This is a genomic window from Pseudoalteromonas sp. SG43-3, from assembly GCF_014164385.1.
In the GTDB taxonomy this organism is placed as follows: Bacteria; Pseudomonadota; Gammaproteobacteria; order Enterobacterales; family Alteromonadaceae; genus Pseudoalteromonas; species Pseudoalteromonas distincta.
Genome location: NZ_JACJFC010000001.1, coordinates 99,203 through 124,693, shown reverse-complemented (window position 1 = coordinate 124,693; position 25,491 = coordinate 99,203). Strand labels below are relative to the sequence as shown.

Annotated in this window: 23 protein-coding genes; 5 read left to right on the top strand and 18 right to left on the bottom strand. The window is 40.3% G+C overall.

Going from position 1 to position 25,491, the window contains the following annotated elements; all coding sequences use genetic code 11:
* Positions 1 to 85: 85 nt before the first annotated feature.
* From ftsZ to mraZ, 15 genes are read right to left on the bottom strand one after another with little or no spacing between them, the layout of a single operon-like run.
* Positions 86 to 1,321, bottom strand: coding sequence for a cell division protein FtsZ (gene ftsZ / locus H5157_RS00640; protein ID WP_154903867.1), 1,236 nt, complete (start codon positions 1,319 to 1,321; stop codon positions 86 to 88).
* A 21-nt stretch (positions 1,322 to 1,342) separates the two neighbouring features.
* Positions 1,343 to 2,575 (bottom strand): cell division protein FtsA, encoded by a 1,233-nt coding sequence (gene ftsA, locus H5157_RS00635; RefSeq protein WP_007582937.1) that lies wholly within the window; start codon positions 2,573 to 2,575, stop codon positions 1,343 to 1,345.
* Positions 2,572 to 3,357: a cell division protein FtsQ/DivIB gene (locus H5157_RS00630; RefSeq protein ID WP_182723920.1), complete on the bottom strand. Its 786-nt coding sequence runs from the start codon at positions 3,355 to 3,357 to the stop codon at positions 2,572 to 2,574. Before H5157_RS00630 ends, ftsA begins: the two co-directional genes overlap by 4 nt.
* A gap of 1 nt (position 3,358) precedes the next feature.
* Positions 3,359 to 4,279 (bottom strand): D-alanine--D-alanine ligase, encoded by a 921-nt coding sequence (locus H5157_RS00625; protein WP_182723919.1) that lies wholly within the window; start codon positions 4,277 to 4,279, stop codon positions 3,359 to 3,361.
* Positions 4,276 to 5,727 carry a UDP-N-acetylmuramate--L-alanine ligase gene (gene murC / locus H5157_RS00620; protein WP_039485322.1) on the bottom strand — a complete coding sequence of 484 codons (1,452 nt, stop codon included), beginning with the start codon at positions 5,725 to 5,727 and terminating at the stop codon, positions 4,276 to 4,278. Before murC ends, H5157_RS00625 begins: the two co-directional genes overlap by 4 nt.
* Positions 5,728 to 6,804: an undecaprenyldiphospho-muramoylpentapeptide beta-N-acetylglucosaminyltransferase gene (murG, locus tag H5157_RS00615; RefSeq protein WP_182723918.1), complete on the bottom strand. Its 1,077-nt coding sequence runs from the start codon at positions 6,802 to 6,804 to the stop codon at positions 5,728 to 5,730. It lies immediately after the preceding gene.
* Complete coding sequence (gene ftsW / locus H5157_RS00610) at positions 6,801 to 7,976, bottom strand: cell division protein FtsW (protein WP_024606332.1); 1,176 nt, start codon at positions 7,974 to 7,976, stop codon at positions 6,801 to 6,803. Before ftsW ends, murG begins: the two co-directional genes overlap by 4 nt.
* The gene (gene murD / locus H5157_RS00605; RefSeq protein WP_154903863.1) at positions 7,973 to 9,307 is read right to left on the bottom strand and encodes a UDP-N-acetylmuramoyl-L-alanine--D-glutamate ligase; all 1,335 of its coding nucleotides are present in this window, start codon (positions 9,305 to 9,307) and stop codon (positions 7,973 to 7,975) included. The genes ftsW and murD overlap by 4 nt, the downstream gene beginning before the upstream one ends.
* The gene (gene mraY, locus H5157_RS00600) at positions 9,308 to 10,390 is read right to left on the bottom strand and encodes a phospho-N-acetylmuramoyl-pentapeptide-transferase (protein WP_002957990.1); all 1,083 of its coding nucleotides are present in this window, start codon (positions 10,388 to 10,390) and stop codon (positions 9,308 to 9,310) included.
* Positions 10,390 to 11,772 (bottom strand): UDP-N-acetylmuramoyl-tripeptide--D-alanyl-D-alanine ligase, encoded by a 1,383-nt coding sequence (murF, locus tag H5157_RS00595; RefSeq protein WP_165743106.1) that lies wholly within the window; start codon positions 11,770 to 11,772, stop codon positions 10,390 to 10,392. Before murF ends, mraY begins: the two co-directional genes overlap by 1 nt.
* Complete coding sequence (murE, locus tag H5157_RS00590; RefSeq protein WP_182723917.1) at positions 11,769 to 13,247, bottom strand: UDP-N-acetylmuramoyl-L-alanyl-D-glutamate--2,6-diaminopimelate ligase; 1,479 nt, start codon at positions 13,245 to 13,247, stop codon at positions 11,769 to 11,771. Before murE ends, murF begins: the two co-directional genes overlap by 4 nt.
* The gene (locus tag H5157_RS00585; protein ID WP_182723916.1) at positions 13,240 to 15,057 is read right to left on the bottom strand and encodes a penicillin-binding transpeptidase domain-containing protein; all 1,818 of its coding nucleotides are present in this window, start codon (positions 15,055 to 15,057) and stop codon (positions 13,240 to 13,242) included. The genes murE and H5157_RS00585 overlap by 8 nt, the downstream gene beginning before the upstream one ends.
* Positions 15,054 to 15,380: a cell division protein FtsL gene (gene ftsL / locus H5157_RS00580; protein ID WP_002957986.1), complete on the bottom strand. Its 327-nt coding sequence runs from the start codon at positions 15,378 to 15,380 to the stop codon at positions 15,054 to 15,056. The genes H5157_RS00585 and ftsL overlap by 4 nt, the downstream gene beginning before the upstream one ends.
* Positions 15,377 to 16,315 carry a 16S rRNA (cytosine(1402)-N(4))-methyltransferase RsmH gene (rsmH, locus tag H5157_RS00575; RefSeq protein ID WP_024606338.1) on the bottom strand — a complete coding sequence of 313 codons (939 nt, stop codon included), beginning with the start codon at positions 16,313 to 16,315 and terminating at the stop codon, positions 15,377 to 15,379. Before rsmH ends, ftsL begins: the two co-directional genes overlap by 4 nt.
* Before the next feature lie 28 nt (positions 16,316 to 16,343).
* The gene (mraZ, locus tag H5157_RS00570) at positions 16,344 to 16,802 is read right to left on the bottom strand and encodes a division/cell wall cluster transcriptional repressor MraZ (RefSeq protein WP_007582904.1); all 459 of its coding nucleotides are present in this window, start codon (positions 16,800 to 16,802) and stop codon (positions 16,344 to 16,346) included.
* A 496-nt stretch (positions 16,803 to 17,298) separates the two neighbouring features.
* On the opposite strand from mraZ, the gene H5157_RS00565 reads away from it, so the two are divergent.
* The 3 genes from H5157_RS00565 to H5157_RS00555 are packed head-to-tail and all read left to right on the top strand — an operon-like array spanning position 17,299 to position 18,343.
* A complete protein-coding gene (locus H5157_RS00565; RefSeq protein ID WP_002957982.1) occupies positions 17,299 to 17,637 on the top strand; it encodes a hypothetical protein in 339 nt (112 codons plus the stop codon).
* Positions 17,638 to 17,643: 6 nt separating this feature from the next.
* Positions 17,644 to 18,099 (top strand): hypothetical protein, encoded by a 456-nt coding sequence (locus H5157_RS00560; RefSeq protein ID WP_182711433.1) that lies wholly within the window; start codon positions 17,644 to 17,646, stop codon positions 18,097 to 18,099.
* 1 nt (position 18,100) lies between these two features.
* Positions 18,101 to 18,343, top strand: a complete 243-nt coding sequence (locus H5157_RS00555) for a hypothetical protein (protein ID WP_024596383.1) — start codon at positions 18,101 to 18,103, stop codon at positions 18,341 to 18,343.
* A gap of 3 nt (positions 18,344 to 18,346) precedes the next feature.
* On the opposite strand, the gene H5157_RS00550 is transcribed toward H5157_RS00555, so the two are convergent.
* Together H5157_RS00550 and H5157_RS00545 are read right to left on the bottom strand one after the other, a co-directional pair.
* A complete protein-coding gene (locus H5157_RS00550; protein ID WP_182723915.1) occupies positions 18,347 to 19,321 on the bottom strand; it encodes a glutathione S-transferase family protein in 975 nt (324 codons plus the stop codon).
* A 21-nt stretch (positions 19,322 to 19,342) separates the two neighbouring features.
* Complete coding sequence (locus H5157_RS00545; protein ID WP_182723914.1) at positions 19,343 to 20,185, bottom strand: pirin family protein; 843 nt, start codon at positions 20,183 to 20,185, stop codon at positions 19,343 to 19,345.
* 201 nt (positions 20,186 to 20,386) lie between these two features.
* Here H5157_RS00545 and H5157_RS00540 point away from each other — a divergent pair, with 201 nt between their 5' ends.
* Both H5157_RS00540 and H5157_RS00535 read left to right on the top strand, forming a co-directional pair.
* On the top strand, positions 20,387 to 23,491 hold the full coding sequence (locus tag H5157_RS00540) for an EAL domain-containing protein (protein ID WP_182715716.1): 3,105 nt from the start codon (positions 20,387 to 20,389) through the stop codon (positions 23,489 to 23,491).
* Between the two features lie 88 nt (positions 23,492 to 23,579).
* Positions 23,580 to 24,467 carry a LysR family transcriptional regulator gene (locus H5157_RS00535; protein ID WP_182723913.1) on the top strand — a complete coding sequence of 296 codons (888 nt, stop codon included), beginning with the start codon at positions 23,580 to 23,582 and terminating at the stop codon, positions 24,465 to 24,467.
* Positions 24,468 to 24,470: 3 nt separating this feature from the next.
* Here the strand turns inward: H5157_RS00535 and H5157_RS00530 are convergent, their stop codons facing one another.
* A complete protein-coding gene (locus tag H5157_RS00530; protein WP_182670939.1) occupies positions 24,471 to 25,424 on the bottom strand; it encodes a YihY/virulence factor BrkB family protein in 954 nt (317 codons plus the stop codon).
* Positions 25,425 to 25,491: the final 67 nt, after the last annotated feature.

Below are 25,491 nucleotides of genomic sequence, written 5' to 3'. Positions count from 1 at the left end.
AGTTACAGTTAGACGGCGGATTTTAACATAAATCCTTTTGCCTTTCAATATTTGTACATATTTCAAACAAAAGTATTATTAAATGTTAATCTGCCTGCTTACGTAAAAAAGCGGGAATATCAAAATAATCACCACCTTCTGATTTATCTGCTTTTTTACTATTTTGCGCTGAAGAACTTGAACTCGTTGAAGGCGCTTTTTCTTTGCTTTGCGCTTGCTCTTTAGTCGTATTTTCTTCAGCGTTTGTATCTTGGCTTGCAAAACTTGGTACGTACATGCTGCTCGTTTGGTTTGATGTGCTTGCAACATCAGAACCTGATGCTTTTTTAAAGCCGTTATCAACAATACCAAACTGTGGACGACGATCGCCGCCTAAACCAGTTGCAACAACCGTTACACGTAGCTCATCAGTCATTTCTGGATCGATTACCGCACCAACAACAACCGTTGCGTTTTCTGACGCAAGTGCTTTAACGTGATTACCAACAATTTCAAATTCTTCAATCGCAATGTCCATACCAGCGGTAATATTAACTAAGATACCTTTAGCACCTGTTAAATCAACGTCTTCTAGTAGTGGGCTTGAGATAGCTGCTTCTGCAGCTTCTTGTGCACGATCAGGACCTGACGCAGACGCCGTTCCCATCATTGCAGTACCCATTGCAGACATTACTGTTCTAACATCGGCGAAATCCACGTTAATTAAACCAGAACGTGTAATTAGCTCTGCTATACCTTGTACCGCACCAAATAATACGTCATTAGCTTTAGCGAAGGCATCTAGAAGTGTAGTCCCTTTCCCTAAAACTTTAAGCAATTTATTGTTAGGAATTGTAATAAGTGAATCTACAATTTCTGACAATTCATTAATGCCTTGTTCAGCGGCTGCTGCACGTTTTTTACCTTCAAAATCAAAAGGACGTGTTACAACTGCAACGGTTAAAATACCGAGTTCTTTAGCAATTTTAGCAACTACCGGTGCAGCACCAGTACCTGTACCACCGCCCATACCGGCTGCAATAAATACCATATCGGCGCCTTCAAGGCTGGCACGAATTGTATCTGCATCTTCTTCAGCCGACTTACGGCCTACTTCAGGGTTTGCGCCCGCACCTAACCCAGAGGTTATTTGCGTGCCTAGTTGAACTGTAATATCGGCAGCAGAGTTACGTAATGCTTGCGCATCCGTATTAGCGGCTATAAAACGCACGCCTTCTATTTGTTGTTTTACCATGTGCTCAACAGCGTTACCGCCACCACCGCCCACGCCGATTACTTTTATTACAGCTTCTTCGCTGTGTTGTTCCATTATATCAAACATGTTTACTCTCCGACTTGAGTCTTAAAACTCGCCTTGGAACCATTTAGTAATGCGGTTCCACCAATTATTGTTATCCTCTGCTTTCGACTTTTGTGCATTCATCGATTGCATGGTACGCCCGTATTGTAACAAACCAACAGCGGTTGCGTACGAAGGATCATCTACATAGTCTGTCAAACCAACCATCCCGATTGGTTTGCCTATTCTTACTGGCATTTGGAAGATGTCTTCTGCCACTTCCATAGCGCCAGTCATTTTAGCAGTTCCGCCTGTTATAACGAGACCTGCCGCAATTTGGTCTTCTAAGCCTGAACGACGAATTTCTTCCATCGCAAGCTCAAATAATTCTCTAAAACGAGGCTCTACCACCTCAGATAATGTATGGCGCGACATCAACCTTGCTGGTCGCCCGCCTACACTTGGTACTTCAATTGTGTCTTCGCTACTTGCCATTTGGCTACTAGCACATGCGTATTGTACTTTGAGTGACTCTGCATGTGATATAGGTGTGCGAAATATTTTTGCAATATCACCAGTAACTTGGTTACCCGCTACAGGTATAACGGCAGAGTGACGAAGTGCGCCATTAATATAAATGGTGATATCCATAGTACCGCCACCAATATCAAGTACTGCAACACCTAGCTCTTTTTCGTCATCTGTTAGTACAGAATAGCAAGACGCAAGGGCAGTAAAGATAAGTTGATCGACTTCAAGACCACAGCGTTCTACACATTTTTCGATATTTTTTGCCATGTCGTTTGAGCACGTAATGATATGTGCACGCGCTTCCATACGAACGCCGCTCATGCCTAGTGGGTTTTTAATGCCCTCTTGCATATCGATGCTGTATTCTTGCGGCAATGCATGTAGCATTTTACGCTCTGCTGAAATAGGCACAGAACGCGCAATATGTATTACGTTTTCAATGTCTTCGTCAGTGACTTCGGTGTTATTAATTGCCACCACACCACTTTCGTTTTGACACTGTATATGTTTGCCAGAAATACCCAAATACACAGAGCTTATACGACAATCAGCCATTAACTCGGCCTCGTCTATTGCTCGTCGAATAGACTCAGACACTAAGTTTAAATCGTTAACGCCGCCTTTATCCATACCATGAGATACTTGGCTGCCCACACCAACAATGCTGAGCTTGTTATCTGCGGTGATTTCACCTACCGTGGCAACCACTTTCGAGGTGCCAACGTCTAATCCTATTACTAGGTTTCTTTCTGCTGACTTAGTCATGCCTTACTCTTATTTTGTAATTGTTCTTCTTGCATTGGCTTAAAGCTTACTGCAAGGCCGGTATCATACCGTAAATCGATTGTATCTACTTGTGCATCTGCACGTTGTTCCATTCGTGGATAAACGTCTATAAAACGTTGTACACGCTTGGCTTTATCTTTACGCCCTAAATTTAAGCGAATTCCGTTATCTAACCAAAGTTGCCACGAAAAACGCTCCGATAATGCCAAACTTGTTAATGTTAAACCATTAACTCTGAGCATTTCATCAAATTGCTTAAAAGCAACCCACGCCTCTTCTTCGCTACCTTCTGGGCCATATAACTGCGGTAAGTTATCATCTAACTTATCGCTGCTGGCTTGAAATGCTTGTCCACTTTGGTTGAGCAACAAGTCGCTATTCCAGTGAGCAACTACTTCATGTTCAACTACATACACCTGTATAGTATCAGGCCATTGTTTACGTACCGAAGCGGTAGCAACCCAAGGCAAGTCTTGAACTAGCTGCTGCACGTGCTTAACATCAAGTTCAAAAAAACTACTTAAATCGGCTTTTTTAATTGCTTTTATAATTGCCGTTTCATCTGTGTATTTGGGATGCCCTTGCACTGTAAGGTGCTTAATTTGAGCATCTTTATTTTCAACTAACCAATCAGATACACCTGTGGTTATTTGTACTAAGCCTATAACCACAATCAGAAAAAAACTCACTCCAAAAATCAGCGACCAATTAAAGTTAAGTTGCTGTTTTAGTTGTTGAGCTTTTTCTAAAAGGGGATGCATATTAAAGCGTTTGCTCTAAAATGCGAACAACTAATTGTTCAAAAGTTGCCCCGTTCGCTTTTGCAGCCATCGGTACTAGTGACTTTTCAGTCATGCCTGGTACTGTATTTACTTCAAGCAGGTAAAAATTCCCTTGCTCGTCTTGCATAGCATCAACACGACCCCAACCACTTGCACCCACTAAATCAAACGCATCTAGCGATATGGCTTGTAAGTACTTAGTATCTGGCTCTGATAAATCTGCAGGGCAATGATACTGGGTTGTATTTGATTGATACTTAGCTTGGTAATCGTAAAAGCCATTAGGTGTCGTCATCTCAATGACTGGTTGTACATCGTCGCCAAGCACCGTGATTGTAAATTCACGACCAGTGATCCACTGCTCTACAAGTACTTGGTTATCAAACTTAAATGCATTAGCTAGTGCATCTTCAAGCTCTTGTGTTGTACTTGCTTGCGCCATACCTATGCTTGAACCTTCATGCGATGGCTTAACCATGACCTTTTTAAATTCATCCATAATGGCTGCAGCATCAAAGCCTTTTTTAGCATCAACTACGGTATAAGGTGCAGTGCTTAAACCCGCTGATTTAAATAAGTGCTTACAACGTACTTTATCCATAGCAAGTGCTGAACCTAGTACATTACTGCCCGTGTAAGGCAAGTTCATAAATTCAAGTGCTCCCTGCACTGTGCCGTCTTCGCCACCACGGCCATGCAAAGCGATAAAAACGCGATCTACATTTAATTCTTTTAACTCCCACAAAGAACGACTTTGTGGGTCAAATGCAATTGCATCAATACCACTATTTTGCAGCGCATTTAAAACAGCCTGACCCGATCGTAAAGACACTTCACGCTCTGCTGAGTTACCACCTAGCAGTACCGCTACTTTACCAAATTGTGTGTTTACCTGAGTCATACTTCACCTTGCTTAAGTTTTTCTATCGACATACCCGTTGCAGCTAATGTTTTAACTAACTGACCTATATTACCAGCGCCTTGGGTTAATACTAAATCATTGTTTTGTAAATTTGCGGCCAAAACACCTGCAAGCTCAGCATTTGTTGCTACGTGCAGCGGCTCTTTGCCACGTTGGCGAAGGCTACGACATAAGCTTTTGCTGTCTGCCCCCACAATAGGATCTTCACCAGCGCTATACACATCAAGTAATAGCAACTGATCTACATCAGCAAGTACTTTTACAAAATCTTCGTATAAGTCGCGTGTACGAGAAAACCTATGAGGTTGATAAACCATTACTAAACGCTTATCAGGCCAACCTTCACGTACTGCTGCAATTGTTGCTGCAACTTCTGAAGGGTGATGCCCGTAATCATCAACTAACATCACATTGCCACGCTCGTTTTCAAATTCACCATAGTGCTGAAAACGACGACCAATACCTTCAAACTTCTGCAGCGCTTCTAAAATTGCATGATTCGCAATATTTTGATCTTTTGCCACAGCAATCGCAGCGGTTGCATTAAGTGCGTTGTGTCTACCTGGCATATTCAACGTGGCAGTTAAACACTCACCTTGCTTGTTAGTTACTGTAAATGTACATGTATTAGCTGATTGGCTAAAGTCGCTCATACGGTAATCAGCATCCTTCGATTCACCATACGTGATAACTGGGCGACCAAAACGCGGAATAAGCTCTGCTGCAACTTCAGAGTCAATACATACAACGGCTAAACCATAAAACGGCAAGTTATGAATGAAATCGACATACGTGTCTTTCATTTTTTCAAGACTGCCGCCATAAGTATCCATGTGATCTTCTTCAATATTTGTGATCACCGATACCATTGGCTGTAAGTGTAAAAACGACGCATCGCTTTCATCAGCTTCTGCTATTAAAAAATCACTTTTACCTACTTTTGCGTTACTACCTGCGCTATTTAACAAGCCACCAATAATAAAAGTTGGATCTAGCCCTGCTTGTCCATAAATACTTGCAATTAGGCTTGTTGTCGTTGTTTTACCATGCGTTCCCGCAATCGCTATACCGTGGCGAAAACGCATTAGTTCTGCGAGCATTTCTGCGCGGCGCACAACAGGGATTCTTGCGGCTTTAGCTGCAATAATTTCAGGATTTGTTTCATCAATCGCGCTTGAAACAACCACTACATTGGCATCTTTCACGTTATTTTCATGATGGCCAATAAATACCTCAGCACCGGCTTTAATTAAGCGATCTGTCATAGCGCTATGAGCAATGTCAGAACCTGTAATACGGTAGCCTTCAAAAGCGAGTACTTCAGCAATACCGCCCATACCGGCTCCACCAATACCAATAAAGTGAATGGTTTCTATTCGGCGCATTGCTGGGCGCGTGTGTTTTTCTTGTACTGACGTTTCTTTCACTTATTTTCTCTTATTTGTTACTTGCTCACAGTGCGTTGCTACGCTTGCTGTGGCATCTAAAATGGCTTGTTTTTTTGCATTTGTAGCCATTTCAGTAATTAATGAAGGTTGGGCTAAATATGGGCTTAATAGTTCAACAATTGATTGTTTATTAAACTGCCCTTGTGGCATTAATAATGCGCCATTAGCCATCACTAAATATTGTGCGTTTGCTGTTTGATGGTCATCCACGGCATGTGGAAAAGGAACAAAAACAGCCATTTTACCTGCTGCTGCAATTTCGCTAACAGTTAATGCACCAGCGCGGCAAACAACAATATCAGCCCAGCTATACGCCGCGTCCATATCATCAATAAATTCAGCTATTTTTGTACTACCATCCGCAAAGCCATGCATTTTATAAGCTGTTTCTACAGTAGATAAATGACCTTTACCTGTTTGATGCCATACGCTTATAGGAGCTGTGTTATTTAGTACTTTAAATGCTTCTGGTAATGTTTGATTAAGCACTTGTGCACCAAGCGAGCCGCCCACTACTAAAATATTAATAGGGCTTGATACATCGCGTTTGGCTATATTCATAACGCTTTGGCGAACTGGGTTACCTACTAGCTCGGCTTGACCCTGTGCAAAAGCACTTGGAAATGCTGCTAATACACGTGTAGCCACCTTAGCTAGCAGTTTATTGCTCATACCCGCTACAGCGTTTTGCTCGTGAATAACTAACGGAATACCTAAACTCTTTGCGGCAATTCCCGTGGGTCCCGTAACATAACCGCCCATTGCGAGTACTACATCAGGACGCTGTTCTTTCAATACCTTACGCGCTTGCAATACTGCATTAACTACCATGAATGGGGCTTTAATAAGACGTTTTAATCCGTTACCACGAACACCTTTTACATTAATAAAATCAATATCTATATTATGCTTAGGTACAACGCTTGCTTCCATTCGATCTGGTGTGCCAATCCAGCTAACTTGCCAGCCCTGCTGTTTTAAATAATCAGCCACTGCAATACCAGGAAAAATGTGTCCGCCAGTTCCACCAGCCACTACTACTAATTTTTTACTCATCGCTTGCCTCCACGTGAGGTGGCTTGTTTGGTTGCCATTTTGGTTTCAAAATCTACGCGCAATAAAATGCCTGTGGCAATGGTCATAATTAACAAGCTTGAACCACCATAAGAAATAAATGGCAGGGTTAAACCCTTAGTTGGCAAAATACCCGCGCTCGCACCCACATTCACCATGGTTTGAAATGCAAACCAAATACCAATGGCAAACGAAAAATAGCCTTCGTATTCTTTGCCACATTTAAGCGCTTGTTGGCCTATTAATAACGCTCTAAATACTAAAGTAGCTAATACCATTAAAATACTTACAACGCCTATTAAACCAAGTTCTTCACCTATTACAGCAAAAATAAAATCGTTATGCGCTTCAGGTAAATATTGCAGTTTTTGTACACTGTTACCTAAGCCTTGGCCAAACCAACCACCTTGGCTATAAGCCATTAGCGATTGAACTAACTGATAACCTTTACCAAAAGGATCATCCCAAGGGTCCAAAAAGCCGACAACACGCGCCATTCGATATGGTTCAACAATAATCAGTAATACAACTAAACCGACGCCAGTTAGAATAAGTACAAAGAACTGCCATAATTTAGCGCCAGCTAAAAACAGTAAACCAACCGTTGTTACAAACATAACAACCACTGTGCCTAAATCAGGTTGCAGCAAAATAAGTAGCGCATACACTGCAAATACAGCTATTGGCTTTGCAAAGCCTTTAATATTTTCTTGTACTTCTTCGCGTTTTCTTACCAAATAACCCGCAATATAACTAAAAAAGTATAATTTAGCGGCCTCAGCAACCTGAAAACCAACAGGACCAATAGGTATCCATCGTTTAGCACCATTCACTTCACGCCCAACAATTAATACCGCTATTAACAGCACCATACCTAGTATTAATAAATAAGGGTTGGATCGTTTCCACCAATCCATTGGCACACAAACACTTATCCAAAAAAGCACAAAAGACATTGCCAAAAACATGCTGTGGCGAATAGTAATATGGTATGGGTCATCAAATAACCGCTCAGCGGTCGGCATTGAAGCGCTAGTTACCATGATAAAACCAACACCAATTAACATAATTACGCAGTACAACAGCGGTACATCATACAACTGACCTGAAGGTTTTGGTGTTAATGCATCTCTTATATCGGCAAAAGCAATCATAGTTGCCCTGCCATAACACATTGAATAAAGTCATCACCACGTTGCATATAGTTGTTATACATATCAATGCTGGCACATGCAGGTGCTAACAAAACAATATTGCCTGTACTACTAAGTACGTTGGCCAAAGCAACGGCTTCTTCCATGTTGTTAGTTAAATAGCTCTTATTGGTAATCGCAGCTAAGTCACTTGCATCTTTACCAAAACAAATTAATGCTTTTACATGCTGTTCTATGTAGGGTTTAAGTGCGTTTAAATCAGCGCCTTTAGCATCGCCACCTGCAATAACAATCAGGTTTTCACCATTACTAGCCAAACTATCTATTGCAGCAATGGTCGCTCCAACATTCGTTGCCTTTGAATCGTTAAAATACTTTACACCGTTAAGCTCAGCTACAAATTGGCAGCGATGAGCCAACCCATTAAATTGACCTAACGCGTTCTTATATTGATCTTTACTTACTTCAAACGGACTTAAAAGCGCCATTACTGCAAGCGTATTTAAATAATTGTGTTTACCCACTACCGCAAGCGTATCAACAGGTAAAAAGGCATCGCCTTTAAGCATAAAATGAGTTTCGCCATTATGCTGCGCTAAATGGTAATCACCTTGTTGAGCACCAAAGCTGATTAGGGGGGTTGTACCGCGCTCAACTGGATGTGTTTGAATATCGTCTGCATTGACAACAATAAGCTCTGCACCGCCATAAATACTTAGCTTTGAGTCTATATAAGCTTGGTAACTGTCGTATCGGTCAAGGTGATCTTCTGACACATTTAATACCGTTGCACTCACAGGTTTTAAACTCGTTGTGGTATCTAACTGAAAACTAGATAACTCAAGTACATACACATCAAAATCATCGTTGAGTAAATCAAGTACCGCTGTGCCAATATTCCCACCCAAAGCAACTTTATAGCCGGCTTCTTTTAATACTTCATAAGCGAGCGTAACCACGGTTGATTTACCGTTAGAGCCCGTAACAGCAACAACTGGTTTTGTATTAATACGAGCAAATAACTCAACGTCGCCAATCACTTCAACACCTGCGTTAATTGCATTTGCAACAGCTGGTATTTTTAAGCTAAGCCCAGGGCTTATAATAATCATATTGCTTGAACAAAGCTCAGCGTCATCTAAATTACCAAAGTGGGTATCTAGATTTGGCGCATGCTCTTTTAACCAATCAATCCCCGGCGGGGTTGCTCGGCTATCAACGACCTTGGGGGCGAGGCCATGAGATAATAGAAAACGCACAATGCCCAGACCGGTTACACCGAGTCCGAGCACTGTTATTTGTTTGTTTTTTATCTCGTTTAAATACTGCATTTATCGAATCTTTAAAGTAGCTAAGCCAGCAAGCACTAGCACAACAGAAATAATCCAAAAGCGCACAATAACGCGAGGCTCTGGCCAACCTTTTAATTCATAATGATGATGAATCGGCGCCATTCTAAAAATGCGTTGTCCGCGCAATTTATACGACCCCACTTGTAATATTACCGATAGTGCTTCCATTACAAATACACCGCCCATAATAATAAGTAGTAACTCTTGGCGTACTAAAACAGCAATAATACCTAATGCGCCACCAAGTGCTAATGAGCCAACATCACCCATAAATACTTGTGCTGGGTAAGTGTTAAACCATAAAAAGCCAAGCCCTGCGCCCACAATGGCAGTACACACAACTACAAGCTCACTCGCTAGCGGTAAATGTGGAATATGTAAGTAAGCCGAAAAGTTAATATTACCTGTTAAGTAAGCAATAATTGCCAATGCTGCAGCCACCAAAATAATTGGCACAATCGCCAAGCCATCTAAACCATCGGTCAGGTTTACTGCGTTTGATGTACCTACTATCGCAAAGTACGTAAGCACAATATAAAACAAACCTAATTGCGGTAATACGTCTTTAAAAAATGGAACAACAAGTGATGTCTCAGATGCTTGTGCACTGGTAAAGTACAAAGCAGTAGCTACGACTAATGCAATGACCGATTGCCAAAAGTACTTCCACTTAGCAATTAAACCTTTTGGGTCTTTACGAATAACTTTACGGTAATCATCAACAAAGCCAACAATACCTAATGAGCCAATTACAAACAGTGTTGCCCACACATATTTATTTGATAAATCGGCCCAAAGTAGCGTGCTTGTAAAAATAGCCGCTAAAATAAGTAAGCCACCCATTGTCGGTGTACCCGACTTAGACAAATGCGATTGCGGACCATCGTCGCGAACTGTTTGACCTATTTGCATACGTTGCAAACCACGAATTAACTTAGGCCCTAAATAAAGAGACATAATTAGCGCAGTTAAAATACCTAAAATGGCACGTAGCGTTAAATACGAAAAAACATGAAAACCACTAAAATACTGTGTTAAATACTCTGCCAGCCAAACTAACATTATGATACTCCATTGATGGCTTGTTGCTGGCCATTAACTAAATCGGTTACTAATAATTCCATGCGAGAACTGCGCGATCCTTTCACTACTATTGTTGTTTTTTTATTCACTTTATTAATACTTTCTTGAATTTTTTGCTGCATCTGTTCGCGGCTCGAAAAGTGACGATTAGGGAGTTCAAACACATCACTTGCGTATTTACTTAACACGCCTAATGTAAATAACTCATCAATCCCTTGTTCAAGTGCATACTCGCCAACTTCTTGATGGTACTTACGTGCATCTTCACCAAGCTCACCCATATCTCCGAGTGCTAAAATGCGGTGACCTTGCATATCACTTAACAAGTCAATCGCAGCCTTTACCGACTTAACATTGGCATTATAGGTGTCATCAACCACGGTAAGTAAATCAGACACTTCAATTAAATTAACGCGCCCTTTTACATCACCCATTGTGGCAAGTGCATTGGCTATTTCTTCAAGGGTTACATCAAATTCACTGGTCAGCGCCGCAGCGATAAGTGCATTACTAATATTATGCTTACCAGGTAGTGCCAAAGTAACAGGCACTTGCTTGTTTTTAGTGCAAAGCGTAAAGCTTGCACGTGCATTGGCATCAAGCGTGATGTTCTCTGCCCAAATATCGAGTTTTTCGGTTGTAGAAAAGCGCTTAACATTACGCCCTTCAAGTTTATCTAACCAATACTGGCTAAATTCACTATCGCAATTAACAATGGCAACGCCGTCATCTTTTAGGCCATCAAAAATCTCACCTTTAGCTTTTGCAACGCCCATTAAGCTACCAAAACCTTCCAAGTGAGCTGCTGCAACATTACATACAACGGCCACATCTGGTTTTGTCATTGCCGTTGTGTAAGCAATTTCACCTAAGTGATTTGCACCTAGCTCAATAACAGCAAAACGATGTTGAGGCTCTAAGCGCAATAACGTAAGAGGGACGCCAATATCGTTGTTAAAATTACCTTTAGTAGCTAATACATCACCGTGAACCGACAAAATTGCTGCACACATTTCTTTTACGGTGGTTTTGCCTACACTCCCTGTAATTGCAATTGTTTTAGGCGCCACTTGGGCCATAACAGCGGTGCCAATTGTACCTAGTGCAATACGTGTATCGCTTACTATAAATTGTGGAATATCTACATCAACTTTGTGCTGAACAATAACGCCTATAGCGCCTTTTTGTTTAGCCTCAGCTATAAATTTATGGCCATCAAAATTTGGCCCTTTAAGTGCTAAAAACACTTCGCCATCGCACACTGTGCGAGTATCAGTATTTATATTTAGCACGTGTTGATTATCACCTTGATAATCAGTTGTTAGCACATTAGCTAACCAATCAAAATCCATTGGGATCATTGTGTTATCCCTCTTACTGCTTTTTTTAGTTGTTCTTGTACATAGCGGCGATCGCAAAAGTCGATGCGCTTATCGCCTATAATTTGATAATCTTCGTGGCCTTTACCTGCAATCAAAATAACATCATCAGCTGTAGCATTTTCTATAGCAAAACGAATTGCAGTTGCTCTATCAGCCTCTAAATGTGCATTTTGAGGATGGGTTAGACCGCCTGCTACATCTGCAATAATGTCATCAGGATTTTCTGTTCGAGGGTTATCGCTGGTAATAATCACTTTATTAGCGTTTTGCTCTGCAGCTTGCGCCATTAATGCGCGCTTACCTTTGTCTCTGTCGCCACCGCAACCAAATACACAACTTACACCACCTGGCACATGCAACTGCAATGCTTGTAATGCAAGTGCAAGTGCATCGGGTGTATGGGCGTAATCAACAACACACGTTGGCATGCCAGCTTGACTAAAAGCTTGCATTCGACCAGCGACTGGCTGTAACTGCGCACAACCAGCAACTAGTTGTTCAAGCGGATAACCTAGCCCTAGTAATGTAGCGAGCGCTGCCGTTAAGTTATATAAGTTGAATTCGCCAAACAGAGGCGATTTAATTGAAATATCACCCCAACTTGTCGACAACTGCGCCGAAATACCTTCACTTGAATATTCAACATCAGAAAAATAAACGTATCGGGCATTCTTAGGAGCTAAGTTTTTGCGGCCATAACAAATTAGGTTATTAAAATCATACTTTTCAAGCCATTGCTCAGCTTGAAAGTCATCTTGATTGAGCACTACAACTTGCGGCTCAAAGTCACGGAAAAGCATTAATTTCGCATCACCGTAACTTGCCATATCACCATGGTAATCTAAGTGATCGCGCGAAAGATTAGTAAACACAGCCGCTTTAAACTGACATTTAGCAACGCGTTGTTGCACTAACCCATGAGATGATACTTCCATGGCTATCAGCTTTTTATGCTGCGAATTTAAATCGCTCAAAATATGCTGTAAATCAACTGTTGAAGGCGTAGTGTTTATCAGTGGAATTAAGTTATCAGGATGGCCATAACCTAAAGTGCCTATAATAGCCGAATCAGTACTACAAAATTGTGCTAAGTGGGCAATCATTGCTGTGGTAGTCGATTTACCATTTGTACCTGTTACACCAATTAAATCAAGAGTCTGACTTGGTTGGCTATAAAAGCGACTAGCTAATTCTGGAAGCTTTTTATCAAGCTCTGAGACTAAATACAGTGGCTCAAAACTGCTTTCAAATTCACATAATCTGTCAGCAATGATAGCTATTGCGCCATTTTCAATTGCTTTATTAATAAATTGTCCGCCATCAAGTGTATGGCCTTTAATAGCAACAAATACATCACCTGGCGTTACTTCACGGCTATCAAGGCGTAAATGCTTTACCAGTTGCGAGGGCGCATCTATTTCGATGTATTTTAAAATATCCTTTAAATCACGCATCGTTATCTTTACCTTGTACGTACGCAACCTCTTCCTTGTCAGGCGCTACGTTTAATATTCTTAATGCGTTAGAGATGATTTCTGCAAATGCAGGGCCAGCGGTGGCACCTCCATAGTACACATCACCACCTGGTTCATTAATCATAACTACCACGGCTAAACGAGGATTACTTGCCGGTGCTACACCTGCAAAGTAACCTACATATTCATCACCATAACCACCTGCTACGGCTTTTTTAGATGTACCTGTTTTACCGGCAGCACGATACCCATCAACTTTTATGTTGCGAGCAGTACCGTCTTTTTCAAATACACTTTCCATCATGTGGACTACGGCTTCTACGTCTTTTTGTTTAAAAATACGTTCGCCTTCAGGTATATTATCTTGCTTTAAAATAGTCAGTGGTCGATTAACTCCACCAGCGCCTAACATGGTATAAAAGCGCGCCATTTGCGCAGTACTTACCGAAATTGCATAACCAAATGATAAAGTGGCAATTTCAAAGTCAGACCAACGACGATTTGGATAAAACAAACCGCTGCTTTCACCTACCATTCCAGTACCGGTGTCACTGCCAAAGCCTACTTTTTGATATAAGCCAACAAGGTAATCTTTAGGCACTAACTGAGTAACCTTCGCAACCCCCATATTTGAGGAGTACTTTAGTATTTCGCGCAATGTTAGTTCGCCGTGATTACGAGTATCTCTAACTAAACTACCACCTAAACGCATCCAACCTGGGTAGGTATCAATCGTGTCATCTGCCTGAATGGCGCCGTAGTCTAGCCCAGCTAAAATGGCTAGAGGCTTAACAGTTGAGCCTGGTTCAAACAAATCTGTAATTGCGCGATTACGACGCTTATGAGGTGCAGCATCGCTTAAGTTATTTGGATTAAATGAAGGACTATTTACCATTGCCAGCACTTCACCGGTTTTAACATCAACTACCATAGCTGAGCCCGATGTGGCTTTGTAAGTCAGTACAGCTGATTTTACAGCTTTGTAGGCAATAGCTTGAATTCGCTGGTCAATACTTAGTTCTATACTTTCTGGCTCTACGCGCTCACGCTCGTCAAGCACTTCTACTTCACGCCCTTGTGCGTCTTTACGTATAGTGCGGCGGCCTTCCTCGCCCGTTAAAGCGTTTTCGTATAGCTTTTCAATGCCTTCAATGCCTTTACCGTCTATATTAGTAAAACCAATAACATGCGCGGTAACCTCACCGGCGGGGTAATAGCGTTTAGATTCATCTAGTAAATGAATACCTGGTAGGCGTAAATCGCCAATATAATTTGCTACAGCAGGAGTAACTTGGCGCTTTAAATAAACAAAGCGACGCGAGGGATCGTTTAAAAGTCGAGAGTTAATCTTCTTGGGATCAATGCGCAATACATCTGCAAGCTCACGCCAGCGTAAATCGTTTTTATAATAAAGTGCAGTACGCTTATCAAGCTCAGTGGTATTTTCAGCTAAAGATAAATGATCTTCGCCGCTTTTACGTGCTTGTTTAATTACTTTAGAGACAAGCGATTTGTGCAATGCTTTAGGATCAGCATATACACTTACAACAGGCACACTTACCGCTAACTCTTTACCATTACGGTCAAAAATCATCCCGCGTTGCACATGTAGTTTTTCAACGCGCACGGTACGTTTGTCACTTTCTGAACGTGCTTTATCAGGTTCTATTACTTGTAAATAAGCAGCGCGAGATACGAGTGTTACAAACACCATAAACACAACTGCACACACCAGCATAAAGCGCCATGTGATTAAATTAGTGACTGGTTTTTTGCCTCTATTTCTCATTGTACTATTATTACCTGCTCATCTTGACTCGTAGGTCTTTTCATTTTCAATTGTGATGTAGCTACTTCTTCAATGCGTGCATGTTGCGAATAAAATTCTTCTTCAACAAGTAAGTAGCGCCACTCTAAATCGAGCTCATCGCGTTCTTGTAATAATTGATCTTGCTGTATAAGTTGGCCACGAGCTAAGTGGGTTGTTTGCACAACAGCTAAACTAGAAGCGAATATCACAACCAACAAGGCCGAGGTTAGCTTATTAGCTCCTAGGCCTTTTAATATTTCAAAGAATAAATTAGGTTGCCGATAGCTCGCTTTTTTACTCATCCCAACCTCTGTGCAATCCTAAGTACAGAACTACGAGAACGTGGATTACGCTCTACTTCTGCAGCACTTGGCTTAATAGCTTTACCCACTGCTTTTAACGTCAGATTTTTATTTATTTGTGCATCAGTTAAAGGCAAACCTCTGGGTAATGCTTCTCCCTTACTCTGTTTTCTAATAAACTGTTTTACAATACGGTCTTCTAAAGAATGAAACGAAATCACTACTAAACGTCCGCCTGGCTTTAGCACTTTAACTGCAGACTGTAGCGCAGTTTGAATCTCTTCAAGCTCACTATTAATGTAAATACGAATAGCCTGAAAAGTACGGGTAGCTGGGTGTTTAAACTTATCTTTTACCGGTACAGCTTCATCAACAAGGTCAGCAAGCTGCTTGGTAGTTGTGATTGGCGTGTGCTCACGAACTTCAAGTACTTTGTGTGCAATGCGTTTACCAAACTTTTCTTCGCCCAATTTTTTAATTACGTGGGTAATATCATCCAACTCAGCCTCTGCTAACCACTGTGCTGCACTGCGACCTGTTGTAGGGTCCATACGCATATCGAGTGGGCCGTCTTTCATAAAACTAAAGCCACGCTCAGCGTCATCTAATTGTGGTGACGAAACACCAATGTCTAATAAAATGCCATCGACTTTACCAATTAGATCGTTTTGCTGTGCTACTTCGTATAGGTTTGAAAAGCGAGTATGTGCAATTGCAAAACGTGGGTCATCAGCAAATTTTTCAGCTGATTGTATTGCTTGTGGATCTTGGTCAATTGCTTGCAGGCGACCTTCATCACCAAGGCGTGCTAAAATTTGCCCAGAGTGGCCACCACGTCCAAATGTACCATCCATGTATATACCGTCTGGCTTAATTGCAAGGGCATCGATGGTCTCATCCATTAATACGGATACGTGTTCAAATTGCGCTGTCATTAGCTATTGTGTGCCTTTTTTTGTGCCGTTAGAGTGTAAAATTATCTAAATCTTGGTTAGGTTCAAAATCACCAAGCCTTTCAAGCTCAGTATCTTGCTGCATTTGCTCGTGCCAACGCGCCTCGTCCCAAATTTCAAACTTATTCATCAAACCAACCAGCATGATTTTTTTGCCAAGAGATGCATGGGCACGTAATGACGGCGCAAGCAAAATTCGACCATTTTTATCAAGTTGATACTCTGTAGCGTTACCTAGCAACATACGTTGCATTCGTCGAGCTCGTGGATTCATATTAGATATTTTCGCTAAACGGCTTTCTATTTCGAGCCACTCAGCCAATGGATATAACCATAAACACGGTTCATTTAATGCGACGGTACAAATAACTGTCCCCTGATCTTCAGACAACAGAGATTCTCGGTACTTTGTCGGTACCGCAAAACGCCCCTTATCATCCAAACTCAGTGAACTCGCGCCACGAAACATAAAAAACCTACTTTGAAATTGTTTTATTCAATTTTTTGTTTATTTTATCCAATGAGATCCACTAAAAACCACTTTTTACCACAGTGCTCCAGTTTAGGGCTTGACAAGCCATTTTGTCAAGTAAGCTGACCAGCTTTAGTGAGTCTCAAAGCTAGAAAAAATAAGGGCTCAAGCGAAGCGTTTGAATTACGTGGGAAAAAGTGGGATTGAGGTAAAGAAAAATATCAGCTTTGCTTTTATAACTTTCTGTTTACATGCATTGCTTACTGAATAACCAATGAATATTTACAATTTTTAAGGCGTTTTTATCCTCTTTGTAAAATTTACCTAGCCGTGTAGTAATAGTTACTATTTATTTTAAAATACTAATTATCAAAAATTAAAAAAACACAAACAAAACCTTAAAATTCAGGCATTTAAAATAAATAACAAGTTTGGTTTAATCATTGCATCATCTAAATCACTATTTAAATTTTTAACTTATTAAGGATTGATTATGGCTACTGCAACGAATACGAAACCAAATACAACTTCAGATGTTAAGCCTGACGTTAAACTAACAAATACTGAGTCTCCTCTTACAGAGAAAGCAACATCAGCGGCGCACGATGCTGTAGATGCACTTTCTAGCAAAGCTGCAACAGCTGAAAGCAGTGTGCGTAAAGGAGCTTCTAGCTCAGCAGATGCATTGAGCGAAAAACAACTTATTGCACGTGAAAAACTAAGCGAATGTACTGCAAAAACTCGTGCTTTTGCTTCTGAAAATCCATTAGCAACTGCGGGTATTGCTTTTGCTGCGGGTATGTTAATCACATCACTACTTCGTCGTAAGTAATTAGTGATGAATAACCCACAAACAACAGCAACCAAGGATGGTAATGCGCAAGACCAAACTACTGAGCAACATAGCCAAAAGGACGATTGGCAAGATCATGTTGCAATGCTTTTAGAGTATTCTAAGCAGCTCAAGGATGATTACCAAACTCAAGGAAAGATCACCCACCAGCTTGCTAAAGCTGAATGGCGGTTATCGCTTAGATCGCTTGCATTGATCACTATATTTTTAGGATGCTTTGCCAGTGGTTTGGTTTTGTTGTGGGCAGGATTTCTAGGTGCTGTTGGATACGGTGTATACGATGTTTTTGGGTCGGTATGGCTAAGTATAGCAACAGCTACTTTACTACAAGTTGCTTGTTTAATATGGCTTTGGAAAAATACAGTTTACTTAAGCAATAAAATTGGCTTTAGTAAAACACTTAAAAGTTTAAAGCAGCTATTTAACTTACAAGGACATTAGTATGTTAGTTAACTACTTAATTAAAGCACCTAATGAAAACGTTGATGCTCTAAGTAAGCAAATGGATACGCGCAGTGAATTGAAACGCCAACATCATGCAGCGTTCCAATATAGACTAAAGCGTTTTGCCGTAACCAAAGTTGGGCTTTCAAGTGCCTTTATCGCAGGTGCAGCAGTACAAGCGGGTAAAAGCGAAACCAGCTTCGTAAGAAAATACGGCTGGCTAGTGAACTTGATAGCTTAAGCGCTAAACATTTCTACCGTGATCAGATAAGTAATCAATACTTGGACCACTTGGCACAACTTGTGTTGGGTTGATCATTGTGTGACTAAAATAGTAGTGACGCTTAATATGATAAAAATCAACTGTTTCAGCCACTCCTTTAACTTGATATAGCTCCCTAAGGTATCCACTTAATGCAGGATAGCTTTCAATTGTGCGTAAATTACATTTAAAATGGCCAACGTACACACTATCAAACCGAATGAGTGTAGTGAATAATCGCCAATCTGCCTCGGTGAGCCTATTACCTGTTAAATAACGCTGCTTGCTCAGTATCCCTTCTACTTTATCGAGTGCTTTGAATAAATCGTTAAACGCCTCTTCGTATGCATCTTGAGTTGTTGCGAATCCCGTACGATAAACACCATTATTTATATTTGGATAAATCAACGCATTTAATTCATCAATTTTTGGTCGTAGTGCCTCTGGGTAGTAATCATCGTTATTACCTGTTAATTCATTAAATGCACTATTGAACATACGTATAATATCGGCAGACTCATTACTGACAATTTTATTTAGCTTTTTATCCCACAATACGGGTACGGTAACTCGCCCGGAATACTTAGGATTATTTTTTGTATACACTTGATGTAAGTAGTTACTATTAAATAAAGCATCACCAGTACTGTAGTTTTGCGTATCAAAAGCCCAACCACTATCAAGCATATCAGGGCTAACAACCGACACCGTAATTAAATCTTGCAACCCTTTTAACGCTCTAAATATAAGCGTTCGATGCGCCCAAGGACACGCAAGTGATACATATAAATGGTACCTGTTCGCTTGTGCTTTAAAACCAGCCTCGCCCGTTATTCCAGCGCTACCATCAACAGTTACCCAGTGACGTAACTGCGCCGTTTCGCGTTCAAACTTACCGTTACTTGAATCTGTGTCGTACCATTTATCTTGCCATTGGCCGTTAACTAATAATCCCATGAAACTCTCCTAAAAATACCGTTATATTTTGCCAAACTCGCCGTTTTGATAATCACGCACTGCTTGCTGTACTTCAGCTTGCGTCGTCATTACAAACGGACCCATATGAGCAATTGGCTGATTAAGTGGATCGCCTGCAAAAACCAAAACGCCAGCGCCTTGTTCAGAGCTAATATTAATATCACTGCCTGGTTCTAAAATAAGTAACTTACCCGCTGGTATTGTTTGATAGTCGCTCATTATTAGTGAGCCGCTATGAATATAAAGCATTACTTTTTGTTGGCTAAGAGGCTCTAAATAAATGCTTTTACCAGCAGGTAATGTAATATCAGCGAGCGCCGCATTAGCAGCTAAACTTTGCAGCTCGCTTGCAAGCGTTTCACTTTCGAACTGCCACGATCCCGCAAGTGCTTTTAACGTCACGCCTTGCGTATTTGTAAAACTAGGAGCTGGGTTTTTAGTCGTATCTTGATAACGTGAATCACGCATTTTTTCTGCGCTTGGCATGTTTATCCAAATTTGAAAGCCATGCAGACCATCTATAGCATCAGCGAGTGGCATTTCACTGTGCATGACGCCGCGCCCTGTGCTCATCCATTGCACATCGCCTGCTTTAATTGCTTCTTTGTTACCCATTTGGTCACGATGCTCAAAGCCACCTTTTAGAATATAAGTAAACGTTTCAATTCCTCGGTGCGGATGCTCTGGAAAGCCTCCCATATAATCTTTTTTGTCGTCTGACTTAAGTTCATCAATCATCAAAAACGGATCTAAATATTTACCATCAAACCCAGGTATACGGCTAATGCTCACGCCATCGCCATCTTGAGTTGCATAAGCTGTAAGTATTTTTGATATTTTCATTTTTTAATTCACTCTAAAGAATAAGTTTATGAGGCTATTAAATCATTCATTAAACAAAACAACTATGTCTTTAAATCGAGCTTAAGGTTCTAAAAAATAGAACGACATTGATTCATTGGTTACATTTTCAACCTTATAATTACTATGGTTATTTGGAGTGAATTTGGCTACAATTGTTATTGCAAAATACGAAACTAAGGAATGGTTATTTTTACTTATTCTCTCAAACATCAGCTTTATCGTTTGCTTATATTGCTAAGTATTCCGGGCACCGCTGTAATTATTTTTACTCTGCTGCTTGAACGCCACCACTCTATTGAGCAAAGTGAAAAAAAAGTAGAAAACATTGCTAAGCAATTAATTTTACAGCAAAAGCACTTAGTCGATGATATTGACCGTTTAGCGCGTTATTTGTCTAAAGAGGAAAGTAAGAAAGAAAATCTAGCAACGTCCTGCCCTAATTATTTTAATCAATTTAGAGCTATTTATGCCCATGTTGCCAATATCGGGATTATAGATCCAAATGGCATTGTCATGTGTACAACAAGCGGATTAGCCAAAACAATAAGTATTGCAGATCGTGCGTATTTTCAAAATGCCTTAAAAAGTAACCAATTGTCAGTAGGTTATTTTCAGCACGATAGAAACTTGCAAAAAAACACCCTTAACTTTGCGTTACCTATCATTAATAAAAAAAATGTAATTCAGGGCGTTGTAGTTATCGTTGTTGCGCTTGACTGGTGGAACAATGCTTTTAATAATATTGAACTGCCACCTGGCTCTATTGCTGCAATCGCTGATTCTAATGGAAAAATTTTAGCGCGTTACCCACCAACAACTGCAGCCCTTGGCGATAATATTGCAAAGACTTTATTAGCAACTGATTCTTCGATTGATAATGAGGCATCAACAAAAATAAAATCTATTGAGGGTGAAGATCGAATGCTTCATCACTCTATTATTTATAAAGATCCGAGTAATAACAGCTTAAATATACATATTGCACTTCCTATTACGCATGCTTTAAAGCAAATAAATAATAATTTTTTTATAGCGATTGGTGTATTTATTTTATCACTGCTAGTGCTATGTTTAATTGCACGTAAGCTGCTTAAAACCAGCATTATCGACCCAATTAATAATCTAACAAATGCAACAAACGTGTTGGCTAAGGGCGAAATGCCGTCACAAAAAACACAGCCAAATAATCCAGAGCTAAATACTCTCTATCAGCGCTTTAAATCAATGGCGCAAACTAGGTTAACAGCTGAAGCTAATTTAAAAAACAAGCACGATGAGCTTACCAGCTTGCTTAATACTCTACCCGACAGTTACGTTAGAATTAACATCCATGGCGATATTCTCAACATAACGGGGCAATTTAAGCCTCAAGTAAACACAAACAGCACTGCAGTACCTCATTTGTCATCAATACTTTCTCACAACAATGTGCAGCTTTTGTTATCGCAGTTATCTAAGCTTGATGTTTCGAGTAATTTAGAATTTACACTCGAAAAATCAGATCCTAAACGCAGCTTTGAAGCGCGTATTAGTGCAATGCAAAGTAAAAATGAATACGTTGTTGTGCTAAGAGATATAACACAACGAAAAATAAATGAAGAAGCACTCCACCTTGCCTCGCTAGTGTATAACAACAGTAGTGAAGGCATGGCAATCACCGATCCAGCGGGTATAATATTTGATGTAAACCCTGCGTTTTGCAAAACGACTTTATATAATAAAGAAGAAGTTATTGGGCGATCCTCTTCAATTCTTTCATCAGGAAAACATGATAAGAATTTTTACAATAAAATGTGGTCTGAATTACAGCAAACAGGCCGCTGGCAAGGCGAGGTTATTAACCGTAAAAAGAACGGGCAGCTTTACTCTGAGTGGCTCACAATCGATACGGTTTATGATACAAACAAAGCACCTATTCGTCGAATCGCGATATTCACAGACCTCACTGAGAAAAAACAAGCCGATGAAACAATTTGGCGACAAGCTCACTATGATCACCTAACTGACTTACCAAATCGTTTAGAGTTAAAGGAGCGATTAAATCAACGATTTTCAAACGTTGTTACTCCCGACAATCAATTGGTTGTCATGCTTTTAGATATAGATCACTTTAAAGATATTAATGACACATTAGGCCATCACTATGGTGATAACTTATTAAAACTCGTATCTCAGCGTATAGTCCAGTCGGCAAAAAATGCTGAGTTTGTGGCACGTATTGGTGGTGATGAGTTTGTTATTGTGTTTAATCGTATAAAAAGTACGCGTCATATTAATCAAATTGCCAGTAATATTTTGCTTAGCCTATCGTCGGCTTTGCATCTTGAAAACGAAGAATTATTTATTAGCGCCAGCATGGGCATAGCATGCGCCCCTAATGATGGTGAAAATACTGAACAGCTTTTAAAAGCAGCCGATCAGGCTATGTATAAAGCAAAAAGTAATGGTCGTAACTGTTTTGAATTTTTCTCTGCTGACATGCGCGAATATGCACACGCGCGCATGGTGCTATTAAAAGACTTACGAAGTGCCATTGAACTTGAACAGTTTGAGTTGTTTTATCAGCCCATTGTTGCTTTGAATGATTTACATATTCATAAAGCTGAAGCACTTATTCGTTGGCAACATCCCGAAAAAGGCCTAATTAGCCCTGTCGCATTTATTCCTCTTGCTGAAGAAACTAGGCAAATAAATGCAATTGGCCAATTTGTATTTGCTCAAACCTTGCAAACGCTTAACGATATAAAAACCCTAACCGATGACACTTTTCAAATAAGTGTAAACGTGTCGCCAGTGCAGTTATCCACGCCAGAGAGTGGTATAGATGAATGGTACGATATGCTAAAAGCTGCAAAATTACCTGCATCCTCAATTGTGGCAGAAATAACTGAAGGCCTAATGATTAACCCCGAAGCATTAACGCAACGTCGCTTAAAAGAAATAGTAAAATCAGGTATGCAGCTTGCCCTTGATGATTTTGGTACAGGATATTCGTCACTCGCTTACTTACAAGAAATGGATACCGACTATTTAAAAATAGATAAACGTTTTGTTGATAATATCCAAGTAGGCAGTCAAGAACTTGCACTGTGTGAAGCAATAATTGTTATGGCGCATCAACTGGGCTTAAAAGTAATCGCCGAAGGAATTGAAACTAAATTACAAATGCAGCTATTACTTGAAGCCGGATGTGATTACGGACAAGGTTATTTATTTTCAAGACCTTTAAATAAAAGCAGTTTTATGGCACTTCTAGCTGATAAAAAAGTCGCTTTATTAAAATAAATAAACAAAAAATCACTGTTACGCAATAAATAATGCGTCTGCGCGGTCAAGTTAAGCAATCAGATATAAGTAGTAACAGGATTTAAAAATGGCAAAAGCAACATTAGAGCAATGGCGAATGTTTAAGGCGGTTGTGGATCACGGCGGATTTGCAGGCGCAAGTGCAGCTGTACATAAAAGTCAGTCAACCGTACACCATGCTGTTCAAAAACTTGAAGCCGCCTTGCAAATTAAGTTGCTTGAAGTAAAAGGTCGTAAAGCATTTTTAACCGATAGCGGTAAACTAATTTTACGCAGAGCTGAATTTTTAATTGAAGAAGCAACTAAAATAGAATCGGTAGCAAGTACACTAAGCGATGGCGTAGAAAGCACGTTAAAAATAGCTGTTGATGAGGTTTTTCCACACACCATTTTATACCAGGCACTTGCTAACACGAGTGAACTTTACCCGCTTTTAAAGATTGATTTAGTAGAAAGCGTGCTAACCGGTGCAAACGAATTACTACATAACTCAGTGGTTGATTTAGCCATTTCATCAATTCCTATCTATGGAATTAGTTGCAGTACGTTATGCGATATAGAGTTTATAGCCGTTGCGCATAAAGACCATGTATTACACCAACAAACTGAACAACTCAACTTTCGCGATTTAAAGCTACACCGGCAAATAGTAGTTCGCGACTCAGCAACCCACACCAGTCACAATGATGGCTGGTTAGGTGCTGATATGCGCTGGACAGTCAGCCATTTACGCAACTCTATTGATATGGTTAGTCAAAATTTGGGTTACGCTTGGCTGCCAAAAACACAAATAGCACATTTAATTGAAAATAAAACGCTCATCCCACTTAATTTAGACCAAGGTACAACCCGTACCCTTAATTTATATTTAATGTGCAACGACAACGACAGGCTTGGTCCTGCAGCACAAGAGTTTAAAGAGCAGCTTACGGCTCTCACTAACTTAGCTAGCTAATAGCTATTCATTTTTTACATCGAGGTGATCTGCTACATAGGCGCCTCGCTGCCCACGCTCTTTAGCTGGGCCTATAGTACTGTCTTTACCTGTTTGCTGTTCAGTTGCAGCATTAATAACCGCACCTAATGTGATTATATAAGCGCTGATATACAACCACATCAACATGATCACTACACCACCTAGTGAGCCGTAAGTTTCGTTGTAACTAGAAAAACGAGACACATAAAATGAAAAACCTATAGATGCCAAAATCCAAAGCACAGTAGCAATAGACGAACCCATCGTGATCCAACGCCATTTGGCCGGTTTACGATGTGGGGCATAACGATATAAAAGTACCAATGCAAAATTAAAGGTAAAAGCTAATAATGGCCAAGAGATGAGTTTAATTAATAAATCTATACTTTCTTTTAGCCCCACTAAATTAAGCACAATAGGCAAAATACCAATAATTAATAACGCAAAAATTGCGACAACAATCGCCCCTACCGAAAATAAAAAGCGTACTAATTGAGCTTTAAAAAATGAACGCTTTTCATATTCACGATAACTAATATTACACGCAGTAATAAGTGCTTGGCTGCCCTTAGAACTACTCCAAATAGTAAGTATAAGCGTACCAATTGCACTTAAGCTCAAGCTTGCACTTGATGTTTTTGCAAGGCTAGAAACCTGAGATAAAATTAGTTCACTGGTACTTGGTGGGAGCAAAGTAACTATTTTACTTAAATGATCACTAATATCTGCAGGGGATGAAAAGTACGCATACACAGAAACCATCGCCGCAATGGCCGGAAAAATAGCAAGTAACGCATAAAATGCCACACCCGCTGCCACTATAGATAAGTTATCTTCACTCATTTGCTTAAAAATGCGCTTAACAATATCCCACCAACCTATAAAAGGAATATGACCAGGCTGCTCAGCTTGCTGTCCTCGTTTAGCTTCTTTCATTCTAAACCTCAATATTTGTATTACATTGCTACAGCAAAATGTTTGCCAAGTTAAATAAAGTATTTGG

Bases quoted from the DNA above. Each gene is read 5' to 3' on its own strand.
- ftsL (WP_002957986.1), bottom strand. From the start codon at position 15,380: ATGAGTAAAAAAGCGAGCTATCGGCAACCTAATTTATTCTTTGAAATA.
- H5157_RS00545 (WP_182723914.1), bottom strand. From the start codon at position 20,185: ATGAAAATATCAAAAATACTTACAGCTTATGCAACTCAAGATGGCGAT.
- H5157_RS00555 (WP_024596383.1), top strand. From the start codon at position 18,101: ATGTTAGTTAACTACTTAATTAAAGCACCTAATGAAAACGTTGATGCT.
- ftsA (WP_007582937.1), bottom strand. From the start codon at position 2,575: ATGACTAAGTCAGCAGAAAGAAACCTAGTAATAGGATTAGACGTTGGC.
- rsmH (WP_024606338.1), bottom strand. From the start codon at position 16,315: ATGACAGCGCAATTTGAACACGTATCCGTATTAATGGATGAGACCATC.
- mraZ (WP_007582904.1), bottom strand. From the start codon at position 16,802: ATGTTTCGTGGCGCGAGTTCACTGAGTTTGGATGATAAGGGGCGTTTT.
- H5157_RS00550 (WP_182723915.1), bottom strand. From the start codon at position 19,321: ATGGGATTATTAGTTAACGGCCAATGGCAAGATAAATGGTACGACACA.
- H5157_RS00540 (WP_182715716.1), top strand. From the start codon at position 20,387: ATGGTTATTTTTACTTATTCTCTCAAACATCAGCTTTATCGTTTGCTT.
- H5157_RS00630 (WP_182723920.1), bottom strand. From the start codon at position 3,357: ATGCATCCCCTTTTAGAAAAAGCTCAACAACTAAAACAGCAACTTAAC.
- murE (WP_182723917.1), bottom strand. From the start codon at position 13,247: ATGCGTGATTTAAAGGATATTTTAAAATACATCGAAATAGATGCGCCC.
- H5157_RS00535 (WP_182723913.1), top strand. From the start codon at position 23,580: ATGGCAAAAGCAACATTAGAGCAATGGCGAATGTTTAAGGCGGTTGTG.
- mraY (WP_002957990.1), bottom strand. From the start codon at position 10,390: ATGTTAGTTTGGCTGGCAGAGTATTTAACACAGTATTTTAGTGGTTTT.
- murF (WP_165743106.1), bottom strand. From the start codon at position 11,772: ATGATCCCAATGGATTTTGATTGGTTAGCTAATGTGCTAACAACTGAT.
- ftsW (WP_024606332.1), bottom strand. From the start codon at position 7,976: ATGATTGCTTTTGCCGATATAAGAGATGCATTAACACCAAAACCTTCA.
- murD (WP_154903863.1), bottom strand. From the start codon at position 9,307: ATGCAGTATTTAAACGAGATAAAAAACAAACAAATAACAGTGCTCGGA.
- murG (WP_182723918.1), bottom strand. From the start codon at position 6,804: ATGAGTAAAAAATTAGTAGTAGTGGCTGGTGGAACTGGCGGACACATT.
- H5157_RS00560 (WP_182711433.1), top strand. From the start codon at position 17,644: ATGAATAACCCACAAACAACAGCAACCAAGGATGGTAATGCGCAAGAC.
- H5157_RS00585 (WP_182723916.1), bottom strand. From the start codon at position 15,057: ATGAGAAATAGAGGCAAAAAACCAGTCACTAATTTAATCACATGGCGC.
- H5157_RS00530 (WP_182670939.1), bottom strand. From the start codon at position 25,424: ATGAAAGAAGCTAAACGAGGACAGCAAGCTGAGCAGCCTGGTCATATT.
- H5157_RS00625 (WP_182723919.1), bottom strand. From the start codon at position 4,279: ATGACTCAGGTAAACACACAATTTGGTAAAGTAGCGGTACTGCTAGGT.
- H5157_RS00565 (WP_002957982.1), top strand. From the start codon at position 17,299: ATGGCTACTGCAACGAATACGAAACCAAATACAACTTCAGATGTTAAG.
- ftsZ (WP_154903867.1), bottom strand. From the start codon at position 1,321: ATGTTTGATATAATGGAACAACACAGCGAAGAAGCTGTAATAAAAGTA.